General features: G+C 36.4%; 16 protein-coding genes. 10 read left to right on the plus strand and 6 right to left on the minus strand.

Going from position 1 to position 19,408, the window contains the following annotated elements:
- Complete coding sequence (locus tag Q8S25_RS08695) at nt 1-282, plus strand: DUF721 domain-containing protein (RefSeq protein ID WP_305536818.1); 282 nt, start codon at nt 1-3, stop codon at nt 280-282.
- A gap of 10 nt (nt 283-292) precedes the next feature.
- Here Q8S25_RS08695 and Q8S25_RS08700 read toward each other — a convergent pair whose 3' ends face one another.
- Genes Q8S25_RS08700 through Q8S25_RS08710 form a run of 3 tightly spaced genes read right to left on the minus strand, consistent with a single transcriptional unit; the run spans nt 293 to nt 2,404 of the window.
- The gene (locus Q8S25_RS08700) at nt 293-706 is read right to left on the minus strand and encodes a CBS domain-containing protein (RefSeq protein ID WP_305536820.1); all 414 of its coding nucleotides are present in this window, start codon (nt 704-706) and stop codon (nt 293-295) included.
- Between the two features lie 55 nt (nt 707-761).
- Complete coding sequence (locus Q8S25_RS08705; RefSeq protein WP_305536822.1) at nt 762-1,856, minus strand: BT_3928 family protein; 1,095 nt, start codon at nt 1,854-1,856, stop codon at nt 762-764.
- Between the two features lie 2 nt (nt 1,857-1,858).
- Nucleotides 1,859-2,404, minus strand: a complete 546-nt coding sequence (locus Q8S25_RS08710; protein ID WP_305536825.1) for a DUF1599 domain-containing protein — start codon at nt 2,402-2,404, stop codon at nt 1,859-1,861.
- A 46-nt stretch (nt 2,405-2,450) separates the two neighbouring features.
- Here Q8S25_RS08710 and folP point away from each other — a divergent pair, with 46 nt between their 5' ends.
- Nucleotides 2,451-3,275: a dihydropteroate synthase gene (gene folP / locus Q8S25_RS08715; RefSeq protein ID WP_305536827.1), complete on the plus strand. Its 825-nt coding sequence runs from the start codon at nt 2,451-2,453 to the stop codon at nt 3,273-3,275.
- 87 nt (nt 3,276-3,362) lie between these two features.
- On the opposite strand, the gene Q8S25_RS08720 is transcribed toward folP, so the two are convergent.
- Nucleotides 3,363-4,286 (minus strand): FKBP-type peptidyl-prolyl cis-trans isomerase, encoded by a 924-nt coding sequence (locus Q8S25_RS08720; protein WP_305536829.1) that lies wholly within the window; start codon nt 4,284-4,286, stop codon nt 3,363-3,365.
- Nucleotide 4,287: 1 nt separating this feature from the next.
- Complete coding sequence (locus tag Q8S25_RS08725) at nt 4,288-5,295, minus strand: bifunctional oligoribonuclease/PAP phosphatase NrnA (protein ID WP_305536831.1); 1,008 nt, start codon at nt 5,293-5,295, stop codon at nt 4,288-4,290.
- Nucleotides 5,296-5,424: 129 nt separating this feature from the next.
- On the opposite strand from Q8S25_RS08725, the gene Q8S25_RS08730 reads away from it, so the two are divergent.
- The 8 genes from Q8S25_RS08730 (at nt 5,425) to Q8S25_RS08765 (ending at nt 16,578) form a co-directional block, all read left to right on the plus strand.
- On the plus strand, nt 5,425-5,841 hold the full coding sequence (locus Q8S25_RS08730; protein ID WP_305536833.1) for a nucleoside-diphosphate kinase: 417 nt from the start codon (nt 5,425-5,427) through the stop codon (nt 5,839-5,841).
- Nucleotides 5,842-6,018: 177 nt separating this feature from the next.
- Entirely contained in the window at nt 6,019-9,276 is a 3,258-nt protein-coding gene (locus Q8S25_RS08735) for a S41 family peptidase (RefSeq protein WP_305536835.1), read from the plus strand.
- 1,228 nt (nt 9,277-10,504) lie between these two features.
- Nucleotides 10,505-12,115, plus strand: coding sequence for a hypothetical protein (locus tag Q8S25_RS08740; RefSeq protein ID WP_305536837.1), 1,611 nt, complete (start codon nt 10,505-10,507; stop codon nt 12,113-12,115).
- An 18-nt stretch (nt 12,116-12,133) separates the two neighbouring features.
- The gene (locus tag Q8S25_RS08745; RefSeq protein WP_305536839.1) at nt 12,134-13,123 is read left to right on the plus strand and encodes a bacteriophage abortive infection AbiH family protein; all 990 of its coding nucleotides are present in this window, start codon (nt 12,134-12,136) and stop codon (nt 13,121-13,123) included.
- A 166-nt stretch (nt 13,124-13,289) separates the two neighbouring features.
- Nucleotides 13,290-13,550 (plus strand): asparaginase domain-containing protein, encoded by a 261-nt coding sequence (locus Q8S25_RS08750; RefSeq protein WP_305536955.1) that lies wholly within the window; start codon nt 13,290-13,292, stop codon nt 13,548-13,550.
- 103 nt (nt 13,551-13,653) lie between these two features.
- Nucleotides 13,654-13,878, plus strand: coding sequence for a primase-helicase zinc-binding domain-containing protein (locus Q8S25_RS08755; protein WP_305536841.1), 225 nt, complete (start codon nt 13,654-13,656; stop codon nt 13,876-13,878).
- A complete protein-coding gene (locus Q8S25_RS08760) occupies nt 13,878-14,843 on the plus strand; it encodes a hypothetical protein (protein WP_305536843.1) in 966 nt (321 codons plus the stop codon). Before Q8S25_RS08755 ends, Q8S25_RS08760 begins: the two co-directional genes overlap by 1 nt.
- A 1-nt stretch (nt 14,844) precedes the next feature.
- A complete protein-coding gene (locus tag Q8S25_RS08765; RefSeq protein WP_305536845.1) occupies nt 14,845-16,578 on the plus strand; it encodes a hypothetical protein in 1,734 nt (577 codons plus the stop codon).
- On the opposite strand, the gene Q8S25_RS08770 is transcribed toward Q8S25_RS08765, so the two are convergent.
- The gene (locus Q8S25_RS08770; RefSeq protein WP_305536847.1) at nt 16,579-19,401 is read right to left on the minus strand and encodes a PIN domain-containing protein; all 2,823 of its coding nucleotides are present in this window, start codon (nt 19,399-19,401) and stop codon (nt 16,579-16,581) included.
- Nucleotides 19,402-19,408: the final 7 nt, after the last annotated feature.

The raw sequence follows: 19,408 nt of genomic DNA on the forward strand, positions 1-19,408 counted from the left end.
ATGGCAGAGATGAAAATTGGAGATGCACTTAAAAACTTGAAGGGGATGAACCACTTAAAAAAGGGCATCCGTGCTGCACAAATAGAAGATATATGGGAAGAATTGATGGGAAAAACGGTGGCCAAATACACTGATAAGATTCAAATTATTCAGAAAAAATTATTCATCCATACCAATATTGGTCCGCTTAAAAACGAACTCTCTTTTCAAAAACCTCAAATCATTTTAAGGATTAATGAAGCTTTTGGAGAAGAACTGATTAACGAAGTAATTATTCAATAAAGGGGGCCTACTAATAAATAGGCTCAGAGAACTCATCTCCTGCTTCTAGGCTGTCGCGCATTAAATCGTGAATGGTAATAATGCCTCTAAAATCGAACCCCTCGCAAACAACTAAGTACCTTGTTTTATGCTGGTTCATCAACTTCATGCATTCTTCAGAAGTGGTATCCATAGAAACAGAAGGCAAGCCCGTTGTCATAATTTCTTGAACGGTTGTATCGGTTGAATTTTTGTTCAACAACACTACTTTTTGTGCATAATCTCGTTCGGTCATTATCCCTTTAAAATCTTCGCCATCTTTAACAATCACATAGCTTAAATTCTCTGCTTTCATTAATGATAATGCTTCAATTACTTTCATAGTAGAAGCAACTCCGTTAAAATAAGGGCCCTTTTTATCTAAAATATTTTTAACCGTGTTCATGATTGTGTTGTTAGTACACTAAGTTCGGTCAATCTCATGAAATAACAAAAAGAGATTAAAAATTAGGGAGGACGCTTGTAACGTTGATATAGCTGAGTTTTTGTTCAATTTTAGCCCCATTCATGAACATAAAAGTAGGCTTTACTCTTGCAGCAGTTTTTAATACTGTGGCATCGCAGTTCAGTACTGTATAATTTGGAAAAGCATTTTTCATTTTACTACCTTCTGCAGAAACAATTATAATAGGAATTCCTTTTTCGGAAATGGCAGATAAAATCTTTTTTACTGCCGATTCCCAGTCTTCCATACCAGCAGCATCTTTGGCCAATACCAATACATATTTACCCTTTGTAGTTAACACATCTTGTGTAGTATCTACCCCGCCTAGCGTTTTTAATGAAAAATCTACAATAGCAGGCTTGAGTCCATTTCCTTTTTTAACTAGTTTGTCTTTACGGCTGATGAAAATATAACTATCATCAAAATTTTCGGGAAAATGTTCTTGATCAAACTCAATGGTTTTCCCTTCTTTCTGGTATTCAAAAACAAGTTGCATACTATCGAGTGTTGCGCCAACGGGCATTTCCATTTTTTGTAAAATATTATTACCCACTTTATATGGCAAACAATCTATCCAAGGCAAATGCTTTAGTACATAGAATTGCGCGCCAGTAGAAATTACCAAGGTTAATGCAACCAAAGTAAATGCCCAAGCATTAGACATTGCAGACTTGATGTATTGTTTAAACCCAAACAAGAATAAAATCAGCACCAATAAAAACAGGTCTTTGTAAAAAGATTGAGCAGCTGTTAAGGGAAGGCAATCCCCAAAGCAACCACAAGTTTTTATTTTCCCAGAGTAGTGCGCATACCCAGTTAAAAAGGTAAAGAATATAATCAGCAACAACAATAACCAACTAAAGAGCTTGATGCGCCAACCTATGATGATTGCTACGCCAGCTAATACTTCAAAACTATTCATGGCAATGGAAAAGAACAAAGCATAATCGTTTAAGAAATGCATATTCCAGACCTCAAAAAATTCCTGCATTTTATAACTCAATCCAATGGGGTCATTCACTTTTATTAAACCAGAAAAAATGAATAACAAGCCCACCATCCACCGAACCAACAACAGCATTTTTTTCATAGTTAGTGTTTTCCTTCTTGAATTAATATCAATGCGAATGCTGCGTAATTGATGATGTCTACATAATTGGCATCAATGCCTTCACTAATCAACGTTTTCCCATCATTTTGTAAAATCTGTTTAATTCGAAGTAGTTTTACCAAAATTAAATCGGCAAAACTTTCCTGGCTCATTTCTCTCCATGCTTCACCATAATCGTGGTTTTTAGACTGCATGGTATCTTGCGCAAACTGAACTTGCTTTTGGTATAATGCCTCCGTTTGGTCTACCGCTAATTCTTCCACTGTTGAATTGCCCAATTCCAATTGTATTAACCCAATAATGGCATAATTCAAAATACCAATAAATTCAGAGCGAATATCATCCCCCACTTTTTGGGTTTTGAGTTCTTGAATGGTTCTAATACGCAATGCTTTAATAAAAATTTGATCTACCACAGAAATGGTTCTCAATACGCGCCATGCAGTACCATAGTCCTTGGTTTTCTTAATAAATATTTCTTTGCAAGCGCTTACTGCTTCGTTGTATTGTGTATTGGTATCCAACATTTTCAGAATATCTTTGAATTGATTGCAATTTAATTGAATCGAAGCTATGTTTACACTAAACTGCAAAGGAACTTTAATTACTTTAGAACATCCCGTAGTAATGGGCATTATTAATGCCACCCCTGACTCTTTTTTTGGGGCAAGTAGGGCAGCTACTTCTGCAGCTGCTTTAACAAAAGCGGAGACCATGATAAAAGAAGGGGCTTTTATTTTGGATATTGGTGGCCAAAGTACCCGACCAGGGAGTGTACAAATTGGGGCAAATGAAGAAATGGATCGAGTGGCACCAGTTATTGAATCGGTGAAGAAAGCATTTCCTAGCACACTAATTTCTGTAGACACTTATCATCCAACAGTTGTAATAGCTGCAGTGAATGCAGGTGCTGATATAGTTAACGATATCAGTGGTGGAAGATTCTTTGACAATATGTTGTCTACAGTGGGTTCTTTAAATGTTCCTTATATCTGTATGCACAGTAGGGGGACTATTGAAAACATGCACGAGAAGCCTCAAAGCAACAATATCATTACAGAAATTTTAGATTATTTTATTGAACGTATTGATGCCTGTAACCAAGCAGGAATAAAAGACATTATTATTGACCCTGGTTTTGGTTTTGGGAAAACCATTGCAGACAATTTTGCCTTATTGAAAGAACTAGAAAGCTTACAAATACTTCGAAAGCCACTGTTATTAGGCGTTTCTAGAAAGTCATCCATTTACCAGACTTTGAAAATTACTCCAGAAGAATCTTTAAATGGAACCACCGTTCTAAATACCGTTGGGCTAATGAACAAAGCAATGATGCTGAGGGTACACGATATAAAAGAAGCTAGTCAGGCCATTCAGCTTTACCAAATGATGAAATAAACACCATTCAATTAATCTTTTGCGAGAAGTATCTGTAAATAAAAAATGCCCCGAATAATCGAGGCATTTTTATCGGTGCTAACAATATTATTGTTGTGGCATTTGTTGTTGTGGTTGACCAGGCATAGCTGGTGGCGGTGGCGGTGCAATTTTCACATCTAATACTTCAATATCAAATACCAATGAAGCATAAGGAGGAATTACTGGTGCACTTCCGTTTGGACCATAGCCCAACATTGCAGGGATAAATATTTTACCTCTTCCACCCTTGTTGAACATTTTTAATCCATCTTCTAAGCCCTTAATTACCCCACCTTGTCCAATCACGAATTCTAATGGTTGCTTGTTAGGAGAATCAGCATCCATATTGCCATCAAACTTTATACCGTCTAAGAAAGTTCCTCTGTACATTACAGATACTTGCTTACCAGAATCTGCTTTTGCAGTAGCATCACCAGCATTAGTGATTTCTACAAAAACGCCAGAAGTAGTTTCTTGTGCTTTAATGTTCTTTTTAGCTATATGGTCTTTTAGTTCTTTGGTTTCTCTTTGCTTTTCATTTTCCATTTCAGCTTTGTAGTCGGCCATCATCAACTCTTGTGTTGCAAAGGTTTTAATCACTTCTACTTTACCATTAATTTGGTCTTTCTCTTTAAAGATATTGTTGTACTCTAACATTCCAAACTTCTTTAAAGAATCTACGCTCATTACAAATTCAACCTTATCACCAGGAGCACATTGATTAATGATTTCAATAAAACTGTGCTTGGCTTTTTGTGCCGAGTCTACCATAAAGTAAACAGGAATTCTACCAAAAGAGCTACTCAACAAACTATCTTTTGCTGGTAATTTATACTCCACGTGCATTTTTACAAATTGACCTTGCTTTAGCAAGTCTTTACTGCTTCCCTTGCTTATTTTGTAAGCAAGACCAGTAGGTGTTTTTTCATATTGATTACAACTTGCAAGCAATACAACCGCTGACATGAGCGGGGCGATGATTCTCCTCATTTTATTGTAGTTGGTTTTTATACTCTTGAATAACTTGTTTAAAGTGTTCTACTGTTTTTTCTACCGAATCGCTGCTTCTTCCACCTGATGCATTGGCATGACCTCCTCCCTCAAAATGGTTTCTAGCAAATTGATTCACGTCAAATTTGCCTTTACTTCTAAAACTCCATTTTCTTTCCTCCGTTCTATCAATTACTATGGCGCCAAAACGAATACCCTTGATGGTTAATAAATAATTGACCAAGCCTTCGGTATCCCCTGTTTTAATATGGTATTTCTGTAAATCGGCTTGGTGAATATACATGATGGCGGTATTGTATTCATACAAAACTTCCATTCTGTTTAACAAGGCAAAGCCAATAAATCGCAATCTGCTTTCTAAGAAATTATCGTAAATATGGTTATGAACCTGAGAATGATCAAAGCCGGTTTCTTTTAATTCAGCTACCATTCTGTGAACACTTGCTTTGGTAGAGGGGAATCGAAAAGAACCTGTATCGGTCATGGTTCCTGTATATAAACAAGTGGCCATTTCTTGTGTTAGCTCTTCTCTACCGCCAGCTTCCATTATAAAATCGTACACCATTTCGCAGGTAGAACTTTTTCCCGTATCGCTAATGCCATAATCAAAATTGGGTTCATCAGGTTGCTCATGATGATCAATTAATACTTTAATGGCTTTTGCCGAAGCTAAAAAAGGCGCTAAATGTTTGGTTCTATGAAAAATATTAAAGTCTAAACAGAATAATATATCTGCCTTATCTAAAATACCTAAACACTTTTCTTTGTATCCTTCAAAATTGATTACGCTTTCTATACCAGGCAACCATTCTAAGAAATCAGCCCAGTTAGTAGGTGATATTACCGTAACCTGATGACCTCGATTGTGTAGAAAATGATATAAACCTAAGGTAGAGCCCATTGCATCCCCATCGGGCTTCTGGTGCATGGTAATAACAATTTGCTTAGGTTGAGATAATAATGGATAGAATTGGCTAATCAGTTGCATATAATCGGGCAAAAATGCAGCTTCTTCATTAGTCTGTCAAAACATTTTGACAAATTTATTTAAAATTTAGCGATTGAACACCATTCAAACCCTTGCTATTCCTTACTTTTGCGCCGAAATTAAACAAATATGAGCAATCAAACATTTACCATGATTAAGCCTGATGCTACCCAAAAAGGGTACACAGGAGCCATTTTAGACCAGATGATCAAGGCTGGCTTTTCTATTAAAGCAATGAAATGGACCCGCTTAACTCCTGAGCAAGCAGGTCTTTTCTACGATATCCACAGAGAGCGTCCTTTTTACCAAGAACTGGTAGATTTCATGAGCAGTGGTCCAATTGTAGCAGCTGTTTTAGAAAAAGAAAATGCAGTGGCCGATTTTAGAACTTTAATTGGGGCTACCAACCCTGCTCAAGCCGCTGAAGGTACCATTCGCAAATTATTTGCAGCATCAGTAGGTGAAAATGCAGTTCACGGAAGTGACAGCGATGAGAACGCAGCTATTGAAGCCAATTTCTTCTTTTCTAAATTAGAGCGATTCTAAATTCAACTGCTTTTAAATAAGGGCATGTTGACCAATTTAAAATATTGACCCAACCCGACCATATATGGTCGGGTTTTTTATTGCATATAATTTCCCCTGCATTTCATCCTTTTGATTTGCTTTCTTTAAAAGTCCATTGTATCTTTTACCACTCAATCAAGCTTAAAATTAAACTACATGAATAAGCCAACTACCATTGGAAAAATTGTCCTTTGTTTTTTATTCGGCCTCAGTGCACAAAATAATTTTGCACAGGGCAGTATGTTACTCAGACAACCCAATGCCAGCAAAGACCATATTGTATTTGTACATGCAGACGATTTATGGGTAGTAGATCATAAAGGAGGAGACGCTAGAAGACTAACCAGTGCCATTGGCGCAGAAACTTCTCCAAAAATTAGCCCTAATGGAAAATGGGTTGCATTTAGCGGCCAATATGATGGTAATACCGATGTGTATATTGTGCCTATTGAAGGTGGAGATCCTAAAAGACTAACCTGGCACCCTGGCCCAGATATTGCACAGGGTTGGATGCCCGATGGCAATGCCGTTTTCTTTACTTCTAGCAGAGAAGGCTACCCTACGGTGAATACCAAATTTTTTAAAGTATCGGTAAATGGTGGTACACCAGACGCTTTGCCCCTCCCATTTGGATTTGTAGGAAGTATGTCAACGGATGGAACTACCATGGCTTTTCAGCCATACAGTTTCTGGGATCCAGAGTGGCGCAACTATCGCGGCGGCCAAGCTCAACCCATTTGGCTATTTAATTTAAAAACATTTGAAACAACTAAAACAGTTCAAGGCAATAAAGAAAGGCATACTGCCCCTACTTGGAACAATGGTATTTTGTATTTTTTATCGGAGCAAGATTTTATTAATAATATCTGGTCTTACGATCCTAAAACCAAGACGCAGAAACAAATTACTTTCTTTAAAGACTTTGATATTAAAAATGTATCTGCCAGCAACAACAAATTAATTTTTGAACAAGCAGGTTATTTGCATAGCTATGATATTCCTACACAAAAAACCACACAATTATCTATTGGGGTTAAAGCAGATTTAAATTGGGGAAGACCGAGATGGAATAATTTGACCGCAAACAATTTAACCAACCCACAATTATCCCCCTCTGGCAAACGTGCCGTATTTGAAAGCAGGGGTGAAATTTTTACTGTGCCTAAAGAAAACGGTGACTGGAAAAATATCAGCAATTCAACTGGCACTGCAGACAGAGCGCCTATTTGGTCTCCTGATGGTCAAAAAATTGCTTGGTTCTCCGACGAAAATGGGGAATACCAAATAACGGTAAAAGACCAATTTGGATTGCAAACTGCACAAACATTTGCAATGCCGAATAAGAAATTTTATTTCACTCCAGCATGGTCTCCCGACAATAAATACATTGCTTTTGTAGACACCGATTATACCATTTGGTACATCGATTTAAAAACAGGCACTTACAAAAAAGTGGACACCGATAAATATGCGCATCCTAATAGAACCATGAAACCTGTTTGGTCTCCAGACAGTAAATGGATTGCTTATGTACAACAACAAAATAATCAATTTAAAGCAGTCAAAGTTTTTCAAATTGAAACTGGCCAAAGCAAATTAGTGACCGATGGATTAGCCGATGCCATTGATCCACAATGGGACGAAAGCGGGAAATATTTGTACTTTTTAGCTAGTACCGATTATGGTTTGGCATCTGGCTGGTTAGACATGAGTAGTTACAATTATCCAGTAAATAGGGCATTGTATATTGCCGTGTTAAGTAAGGATGCACCCTCGCCTTTTGAACCAAAAAGTGATGATGAACCCGTAAAAAATCCTGCTGACACTGCAGCTAAAACAGCAAAGCCTGCAAGTGCTTCAACGGTTTCAGTAAAAATAGATTTTGATGGATTAGCGCAGCGAATTGTTGCAGCTAACTTACCTCTTCGAAACTATACTTCATTAATTGCAGGACCAGATGGTTCGGTATTTTACACCGAAGATATTGCCAACCAAGGTGCTGCTTTGTATAAGTATACTACAAAGGATCAAAAGAGTGTTGAATTTGCCAAATCAGTTGGCAATGTGGTGAGTAGCTTTGATAGAAAAAATATTTTATACCGTTCTGGTGTCAATTGGTTTTTGAATGGAACCCTTGCTGCACCTAGACCTGGCGATGGCAGATTGGCTACGGAGGGCATGCGTGTATATGTTGATCCTGCAAAAGAAGCCCAACAAATTTTTAAAGAAGGATGGCGTTTGCAAAGAGACTTTTTATATGTGAACAATGTGCATGGTGCTCCTTGGAATAAAGTGTTTGAATGGTATCAACCTTGGGTAAAGCACGTTAAGCATCGCTCCGATTTAAACTATATCATCGACATCATTAGTGGTGAAGTATCAGTAGGACATTCCTATGTTAGCGGAGGCGATTATCCCTCCGTACCTGCTATACCAGTTGGATTATTGGGTGCCGATTATATAGTTGAAAATGGCTTCTTTAAAATCAAGAAAATTTATACTGGCGAAAACTGGAACCCTGAATTAAAGTCTCCATTAAGTGGACCTGGCATCAAAGTAAAAGAAGGCGATTATTTATTGGAAGTGGAAGGCAAAAAATTAGATGCTTCTATGAATTTATTCAGTTTGTTTGAAGGTACCGCCAACAAACAAATCAAGATCAAAGTAAATAGTCAACCTAGTTTAGAAGGTGCACAGTTAATTACCGTTGTGCCTATTGCCAACGAAGCTGGATTGCGCTCAAGGCATTGGGTAGAAAGCAATCGCAAAAAAGTGGACGAATTATCAGGGGGTAAATTGGCCTATGTGTATGTGCCAAATACAGGTGACCCTGGTTACACTTCTTTTAATCGTTATTATTTTTCTCAACAAGACAAAAAAGGAGCAATCATTGATGAAAGAAACAATGGTGGTGGATCTGCGGCGGATTATATGATTGATGTAATGAGTAGAAAATTACAAGGCTATTTCAATAATCGTGTTGAGGGTAATAAAGTATCTACTACCCCTATGGCGGGTATTTGGGGACCCAAAGTCATGATCATTAATGAAAACGCTGGATCGGGTGGAGACTTACTCCCCTATATGTTTAAGAAAATGAATCTAGGACCATTGGTTGGAACCAGAACCTGGGGTGGCTTAGTGGGTACTTGGGATACTCCTCCATTTATTGATGGTGGTAGAATGGTTGCTCCTCGTGGAGGTTTCTTTGATACCGATGGTAAATGGGCGGTGGAAGCAGAAGGTGTTGCACCAGATATTGAAGTATTTCATGATCCTAAAGCCATCATTGAAGGTCGTGATCCTCAATTAGAAAAAGCTGTGCAAGAAGCCTTGCGTTTAATGCCTACACAAGGCATTGAATTAAAGAAAGAACCTGCACCTCCGATTCGTTCGTTTAGGCCGAAGAATTAGTCGCAATAAGTTAATTTTTGGAAATTATTTAGTTGAAATAACAATAGTGATTTTTTTTAAAATAAAAGCTCCGATCAGTTTTGATCGGAGCTTTTGTTAGTCGGGACGACAAGATTTGAAATGACTTACTATTTATTAATTTTCAACACTTTACAAGACTTTTGCTTTGAACTCAAGCCATGTCTATATACTGTTGGTGGCTGAATATTATACATATGATGATTTTACAGTATGTAGTGCAACAAATGATTCACATTATAAAACGAAGGAATATCTGATTTTTCAACAATGTTTCGAAATCTTCAGCAGTGATTACTGAATCGTAAAAACCTGAGCCTTGTATATGTTGTTTTTTTTTAAATAAAGTGATTTGGTTTCATTGAAATGGTTTGTATAGATTATTTTTATAAGGTAATATACGTATTGAAGTGATGGCAGATATCGGATTAAGGAATCGACTTCAGGGGGACTAGTATTTTTTTACGAATGGCTTCCACCATGTTAGGATCATAGGGACAAACATAAGCATAGGCGAATGCGTTATGACTATTCATAGCAAACTTTGAAGCACCCATCCAGTCACCCTGCATAAGAGAAAGGACGATAAGAGGTACCTATACACAGCCATTATTTATCTTTTCTCTCAAATCCAATACTTTCAATCTTTAAAAATACGACTTGCTGAATAGTAAACAATTTTTAACCTTTATTATTCAGGTGTATCTGTACGATGCAGTCAATATTCCAAGCAATATCTAGCAGGAATTCGCGCGAAGTATATACCACTACATTCTACGAAATTCTCAGAGCGATAATTGAGACTACTAGAGACAACAGTGCCACAAAAAGGAATTCTAAATTAATCAATTGTTCTGACGTCATACATTAACGGGCTATAATTTTTTGGGGCATGAAGTTGTGTGCAGCTCTCAAGCTTAAACTCAGCACTCTTAATGTGATGGAAGTCACAAAAAATAGTAGAAGTGAAAGCAACAATCTCATATCCATAATTTTGTTAATTAATTTGTCTAAACAAAACTACCTCGCCCCTAAAGCATCCTTATATACGCTCGTCAATATAATTGAAATTTTAAGTTAACCTTAGTCAATAAGTACTTTATTTGTCCAGGTTTATATTATTTGGCTTAACTGATCTGTAAATTGTACTTAACAATAATATTTGCTTCGTTTTAAATTATAATTACACCGCAAACTCATAAGCAATATCATGCAACTCAACCCTGGCCTGTTCGATGACAAACTTTCTGAATACCTTGACCAATGGACACCTGAGCGTATTAAAACAATGAACATAAATGATTATACCGATTTAAGTAATCACGACTCTTTATGTTATTCATTAGAATATGGCACTAAAGAACTGGGGCAAATTGGTGGAACCGCTCTACATAAATTTGAGCTATGGGCACCAAAAGAAGAAAGAGAATTTAAAGATGATCGATTTGCCAAAGATGGGGCTTATATATGGGCGAAAAAATGGGGGAATACATCATACGAGGCCTTTGAGAAAATTCGACAAATTATTGTTGATATTGTTACTCACTCATTAAATGATGAATGGGAGAAAGTTGAGCAAATAAAGTTTCATTCGCTTGCAAAATGGAAGATTGCTTTCCTATATTCAAATAAGAAATTATTTCCTGTTTATAGCCGGAGAGCATTGCAAGAAATAGCAAAGGGTCTAGGAAAAACATTTAATAAAAATGATCGTATTCTGGATATTCAATTATTTATAATTGAACAAAAACCATCATTAGAAGATATGGTGGAATACGCCCATCGCACATTTACCTTATTTGCAGAAATAGAAAAGCAAGTATCCCCATCCTATTACCTTATAGGTAGTAAATATGGTGGATCCGATGAAAATCATTCAATTGATGTCATGCCTGAATTTTTAAAACGAAGCTGTGTTTCAATCGGATTCATTGATTGGATTGACTTTTCATCTCAGATGGGCAATTCAAGAAAAAGTGTTGATCAATGGGTAGAAGAATATATTCCTAATAATGTTTCTTCCCTAAGAGATACAAAATCATATTTTAGGCACTTATCACAAATGAAAGTCGGGGACATAATTGCTGTAAAATCACATGGCTCCTTTGGCAAACTTACTATTATTGCTTATGCTAGGGTAGTTGAAAAAAATGGTTCTATCTACGAATATGATGAAGGAGACTTAGGACATTGTATACATGTAGAGTTTCTAGAAGCAGGAATTGAGCGTCAATTAGGTTTGAATTACGCTAAGACTATTCACCATTTAAAGGAAGGCGGAAGTAGGGAGCACTTTAATTTAATCTTTGGTTGGTATGGAAGTATGGCTAATGAATTGGAAAAAAATATGGATAATCAAAATTACGATGAGGAGACCATAGATGAAACCACAAAAAAAGGCTATAATAAAAAAGAAGAAACTTCATATCAAAGAAGTCCAATTGCTTCGGTGATGGTTAAAAGGTTGCATAATCGAATACAAAATCTTTTCGTTCCATACTTAGAAAACATATTTCCTGAATATGAAATTTCAGGAGAGAAACAATATATAGATGTAATAAGAGAAAATAATGAAGAACAAATCTTATATGAAATAAAGCCATTCTCAAGTCCATATGCTTGTATTATAAATGGGATTGGTCAACTTCTTGGCTATTGGCACAATAGTAGGAATAAGAAGAAAAAAAGCATTGTAATTGTTGGCCCAAATGAACCAAATGATAGCGACATGCATTTTATTAATTCACTCAAAGAAAAACTAGATATTCCATTTTCTTATATTGCATTTGATGCAAATAGTCAAACTTCAAAGGAATTTTAACCCTTAAAATTTGTTAGAATGAAAACACTATATATTATTGGAAATGGATTTGATATTTACCATGGACTAGATACCTGGTATTACTCATTTGCTTTATTCCTCAAAAGAAAACACAAAGACCTTTATTCGAATTTAACTCAATACTACTCTCTTCCAGAAATAGATGAAGATGAAGCTGACGAAGAGAAACAAAAAAAAATTAAAGCAGAGTGGAATCTATTTGAAGCAGAATTAGCTGGATTAGATTTTCAAACCATTTTAGATGAAAATACTGATTATATTCCTAGTGTTTCTGATGATGATTATTTTAGTGATATTCATGCTTACTCACAAATAATGCAACAGAAAATTAATGAACTTACGCATAATCTTTTTGCGGCATTCAAGGAGTTTATCCTAAATGTCAATTTCGATACCAATATCAACCATAAGTTAATTGAAATTCATTCAGATTCAAAGTTTATAAGTTTCAACTATACAGACACTTTAGAACAATATTATGGTATTCCAGAATCAAGAATTTTATATATACACAATAAAGCGAAATTATCGGAAGAACTTGTATTAGGGCATAGTAAAGAGTTGAACCCGATGCATAAACCTGAACCAAAAATGCCTGAAGGTTTAAGCGAAGAAGATCAACAAATGTGGTTAGACCATCAATCATCCAAATATGACTACTCTTACGAAACTGGAAAAGAAGAGTTAAGTTATTACTTTAATGAATCTTACAAACCAACAAAGGGTATTATTGCTAAACATCAAGCCTTTTTTGAAAAGCTAGATAACATTGAACAAGTAAATTTACTGGGACATTCTATGGCAGAAGTAGATTTGCCATATTTCTCTCATCTCATGACAGTATTATCAAAAAATACTATTAAGTGGAAAATATCATGGTTTAATGCCGAAGAACGCGAATACAAAACAAAAGTGTTAACAGAAATGGGAGTCCCATTAGAAAATATTGAATTAATTAGAATTGAAGATTTGCTCCTTACTAAATAAACACTCCTAAATAGTCATAGGGCTTCGCTATATAGTATTCAGATACTTTAAATTATTGATCACTACTAAATATTATGCATAGTAAGTTGCGCAAAATCCGCAGAAGTGAAAAACTTGAAAAATGTTGTTGAAAACCATTCAATGAAATTGCCTAAAAGAAAAAATCATTCTCACCCATGGTACCGACACCATGACCATTACCGCAGAATTTCTTCAGCAGCAAATAAACAACAAACTATTTGTATTAACAAGCGCAATGACCCCCATTAAATTCGATAGCTCCGACAGTCTCTTCAACCTCGGCTGCGCCATAGCTTTCGCCCAAACCCTCCCCCCCGGCATCTACGTCGCCATGAACGGACGCGTCTTCAAAGCCGGCAATGTCCGGAAAAATAAAGAAACTGGCTTGTTTGAGGAAATAATTTAATAAATTCAAATTTCTAATTCTAATCTAAACTTCGCGTTGTCGTGAATCTCCGCATTCCCATTTAATTTTTCAACCCTCCTTAAAGCCTATTTAATACATAGCTATGTTCGATTTAAATCATGAATGGATAACGATGGAATGCCCAAGGTGTGGCTACGCCAATGATTTCCAATTGATAGATGCGAAGAATGAAGGGCAGGTGTTTTGTCAGAACTGTAAAGTCTATATTGAACTGCATGATAAGGATGGATCGGTTCACAATAGCATTCAAAAAATCAACAATTCCATACGCGACTTAGAAAATTTATTTAAAAAATTCAGAAGATAATGTACTATAATCACAACCTAAGAACAAATCTGCAGGAATGGAAAAATCGGCTTGCCAAATCCGGAAGCGATCAATTTCCTCATCAGTTAAAGTATTTCATTTCGAATATTGAAGGCAATAAAATCCTTCGCGGCATACTTGATGAGGCGGTGACAAAATATACCTACACCCCTGAAATGTTCGAGGAATACTTGAACCGATTGGAAACAGGTGATATTTATGGCATGAGTTATGAAAACGAACCGCATCACGCAGCGCATGTTTACCAGTTTCTCAAATTCCTAGTAAGCGAGGGAGAATATGAACTCCACATGTCCACTTTGTTTTATGGGCAAAGCTTTGCAGACTCACAAAACAATGTGATTGAAACCCTGATCACACCTATCACATATTATTTTCATGACCAATTAGAGAAAAGCTCCTCCATTATTTATCTGCTCGAAAAATATAAACGCAGAACAGAATGGTTCACAAGGGAAACACTTCAAGCAAAATATTCTGATGCCCAAAAAAACTACGAACAACTTCTGGAGGATGATTTAAGGATGTTCCTGTTCGATCAGGGGATTGATTATCCGTTCTCAACTCCAAAATCAACCTCTGGGCGCGCTGATTTAATTGGCGCAATCGATACAAATGATCCCCTGATTCTGGAAATTAAACTGGTAGATAAAGAAAGGAATTATGGAAAAAACAGAGTATGCGATGGCTTCACGCAAATTGTACGCTATACCAATGACTATAACAAGGATGCCGGTTATTTGGCCATTTTTAATTTTTCACCACAGGATATAGTTTTTTCGTTTGCGAATAGCAACCAGTTTCCACCAATGCTGGTGTACAATAACAAATCATATTTTTTCCTTGTGATCAATCTGTTCGATCATGCCTCAGCTAGTAAGCAGGGAAAGATCGAAACCATGACAGTTACAGAAGAAGACCTTATAAAACAATCTGCCGAGTGACATGAAACAGAAAGCAGTTCCTGGACATTCAATGATCCTCGGTGAAACTTTACAACCTTATGAAATACTGGTTGGGAAGTTTTCTTCATGGAATATATTCATTTGGGCCGCATCACTTAATAACGAATTATATGCTTCACTAGATTTTCATTCTAACCAGTTGCGCTTGCTTGAATTGTTGTTTCGCGGCTACAATCCAGAGCAACAAAAATACTTAAATGAAAAACTGATTGTACTTGCAAACAATGGATTTGGTGCAGATGCATTTCATATATTTCATAAACGCTACCTGCTACCATTGATTGTGAAAGAACTCAGGCGTAATGAACAAAAATCAAAATTTCAAAAAGGAAATGGTATAGAATTCCCGGTATTGATGGCTTATCTGACCGTGATCGATGAGGAACACGCTATTGACCAGCAATTTCTAGATAAATCAAAAAACGTTGTAGATGAGGCTGAACAAGAATATAACATTATCTGGACTAATATTCTGCGACAATTTCATTTCAACGAACCAACTAGCCCACTTGTTGAGTTATGTAAACTTTATGTATTGTGTAAGTATAGTTCTGAAAACTGGCCGGAGCATTTTGCAGAATACTTAGCTAGTTTAGGTATGAAAACCATCGGGCACTTAACAAAAAGTTACGTCGATATTATCAATTTCCTTCAACTAGAAGCATTAAATAAATCGTATCGAAAAATGGTTGATCTGACGCCAGGAGCAGAAACAAACAAACAACATTTGGATTCGATGTGTTGTAATTCAACATTCGGCAAGACTGATGCCTCGATAGCTGATCTAAAAAAAAGACCGTTATTCTCTTTTCCTGATGGGAGGTACAGGGTCGTAGATCCTAATTTCTTATACAAACATATTTATCGGGGCACCTACTTTAATCTCTACCACACAACCGGATTGTCAAAACAGTTAACCAGGTTCAATGAATATAGTAACACCATTTCGAAAAAAGTTTTGGAAGAACTGTTTTTCAAGGCAGTGATGCAGTCGCTGAATTCAGATGAAGATATACTGATAACGGATAGGCAAGAAGATCATTCACCTGATGCATATATGCGAATGCACGATACGATATTGCTTATAGAATTCAAAGCGTATGTTATCAATGACAAGTATATCGACGAACCAGATTTTGATTCATTTAAAAAATATATTCAAGAAAACTTCATCCGCAATGCCTCCGGAAAAGGCAAAGGTGCAGGCCAGATCATTGAACAGATCAAGTTACTATCAAAAGGATTGCTGAATGATGATATTGGTGTTAAAGATCTCACCGATAAGAAATACCATATCTACCCAATCATCTGTCACAACGATTTTCAATTTGGTGTAACCGCACTCAATGACTATATCAATAAACAATTCCAGCAAGAAATTTTAAATGAGAAACTGCCATCGTCCCTGATCATTCACGACCTGACACTTATATGTCTGGACTGGATAGTTGACATATACCTGCGCGGCGGAAATTTTCAATCATTAACAAAAATGGTGTATGCCTATCACCAGATTCTTGAGGACCGCAAAAAACTATTTAGACCGGAAATGGACACAGAAGTTTATTTGAATTCCCGTAGCAGCTTTGACGAAGTGTACAAAAATCTTTTTATCCATTCTTTACCAAACGTATCAGATAACCTCAAACCGTTTAAACAGTTTATTGACCGTCTCGGATTCACAGATGAAATGTTGTCAAAAGAATTAAACTGATCAGTTTTCTTCTATGATGGGCATATCATAGCTATAAATATAATAGTGCATCAATTCTAAATCACCATTATTCTGCAGGATTGCCTCCAACCAATGTTTTTGCAACACTTTTGATTGTCTATACTTTAATTTAAAGTATAGTGTAAAATGATTTTTTACCCATTCTGGATTGAATTGAGAGTAGTCAAAAGTATCCATATCAAGCAGCCATGCATAATAAGGATCAAGTAATATCATAGCTTCTCTGATATCGGCAGGCATGGTAATATTGTACTTGAAATAAAAATTACAATATTTATCGAGCACCATATCATGGAAGAAAGGCTTTCGCACAAAAGCCGCTCTCTTGTTTCCTCTTTTTAACCGTGTCCTGATATGATCATCATACCGTTCGATTTCAGATGTATCCGGCGGTGCTAGTTCATACATAGTAGCTCTGTAAAACCTCTCGCTTTCAAAATGGGCTTTTATATGCTCCTGTATAAAAATAGTTACTTTATTTTTTTGATCCTCTTCTAGTACTAATGGCAGCATACATACTTTGTCCCAGGTATTATCCCTGACATAATCTTGCTCATGTTCTTTAATATCATGTAGCAGACTATCTAATTCAGTTTCGTCAATGGATATCTTCAAATTTCTATCTTTTAGGAGATCCAACACATCATACATTGCATTATCACCATAATCACCTCCCTTAATCAACAAGTACTTGAATAATCCTATAAGATGTTCATTCGACATTATTGCCCCACGATTAATAACAAAAAAATGCAAGGCCTCAATCAATTTGTAAGGATGTATGTTTTGTGGAACTACTAAGAATTTTTCAAGGTAATTGAAAAATGACTGTACTTCTTCTGCATTTAATTTAATTACTGCTGCAAGTGTTATAGAGTTAAGAACAACCCTTTCATAAACATCAATGAAATATGTATCATCCCATTTGGCATTTCGAGTTGTGGTTTCTATTATGTCTTCATTTTTTTGTGCCACCAGCTTTGCAACATCACCAGCTTGTGTAAATAAGGTTTGAGATTTGATTAAGAACCCACCAATTCCATCTTCTCCTTCTTTGCATTTTATATCTGTGATCTTGTAGCGTCTCCTGTATTTCCTTATGAGTTCCGGTTCAGAGAAATAAATCAATTTTTCCAAAACGTACTCCGTAAAGAATCCAACTTTTCCAGACATCTCATTGTTGCATGCATAAGATGCAAAAACGCCTTCAGTGAGAGTTTGGCAAAGCTCATTAAACGAACTTGAAAAATGATAGAATACTCCATTTCGTTCTATAAATTCAGTCAGGCAATACAATCGTTCCATCAGCTTTTGGCTTTCAAGATGTGTACCTGAACTTTTAGAGTGATAGAGGTCGCGTATTTTCGAATTGTATTTATGAGCGTCGGCAAGTGTCTTATTATAAAAGGTGTTATTGGCAATCCAATGAATGGTTGCTCTGTTGCCAATATGCGTGCTTTGTTCCTGTTCTTTCTTCAAATCAATGTCGGCCAGTTGCGAAAGCACCTGCTCACCCAGATTTCCATCTATTCTGAAGCTCTGCCGGATAGCCCAATGAAGGTTAACGAGATTGTAGCAAATAAGAAAACGTTGCGTTTTTGTCAAGGACCTATCTTTTAAAAGATCCTGCAGAAGCTGGTTGGCATCTATAAAATGTCCAGTGATAAATAGCAGGTAAGCGCAACGCATCTTTTCATTAATGCTACCGCTTTTCCTTTCACTGTCGATTGCTTCGAAAGCTCCAATAAAATCCATTCGTCGGTAGCAACACAAAGAACACTTGCAGAAAGTTTTCTCATTTTTGACAAGCAGTTCTATCTCTTTCCTGTCTTCGCCGATCAAATGGTCAACCAGATTCCCGCGAAGAAAATAGGCAATTTCAGCCACGGCTTCTCTGTCGATTGATTGATCGTCGGGGTGATGGTAGTATCTGGTGAACAGGTCTACAACTTTTTCATTGTCAGTAAATAATTCGTAGGCAGCTTCACTGAGTGTGATATTCTCACCGATAAGAAAAGGATAATGCCTTGCAAACAGGTGCTTGGGTAATACCGCTAATCCATCAAATGCAGCATCCAAATAAGCTAGAATTTGTTTTTCTAATGTCAATGATTTGTCAATGGAAACAATATTCGCAATTGATGGTTTTGAATATCCGAGCTTCCTGCTAAAAAAGACACCTCTATCCCTTAATTGACTAATAAAGTCAGAAATTCTCATCAAGTGTAAAATGCTTACTGTTGGGTATTGAATCTGAAAATCCGGATGCAATACATGGGGAATTGTATCAGGATGACAGAAATCGTTGTGATTAGATGAAATGAAAAATAATGTAGAGTCTATTTTTTCCTTCATAAATTCCAACGCAGAATAGATAATTAGCGCATCGTTTTTGCTTTTTCTTTTTGTATGGAACGGTGCTTTGTTATTACGGTCAGCATCAAAAACTTTTACTTTTATTACATCTGATTCATCAATGTAAGTAGCCTTTGCATAAATTTCGTCTATAAGCATGACCTGATGTAGTAAACGTTCCTTGATATTTTGCAGGTTTTCTATTTCCTCCGAGCTGATATCATCACCTAAACTTTTTGCCTTAATCTTTTTGCTGTAGTCGTTTTCAATATTTTTTACAATTTCTGCTCTATGCTTATCCCATTCTGCTGCAAGCGCCGAACAGGACAGAAAACGAATCTTTCCAGTATTTGAAAATTGGTGAATAGCTTCAAGATTAGGATCGTTGATATCTCGGTTGATAAGTATCGACATCCAGATTGTTGTATCAATAACTGCGTAAAGCATATCCAAA

Origin of the sequence: Sediminibacterium sp., from assembly GCF_030695065.1 — a bacterium.
In the GTDB taxonomy this organism is placed as follows: domain Bacteria; phylum Bacteroidota; class Bacteroidia; order Chitinophagales; family Chitinophagaceae; genus Sediminibacterium.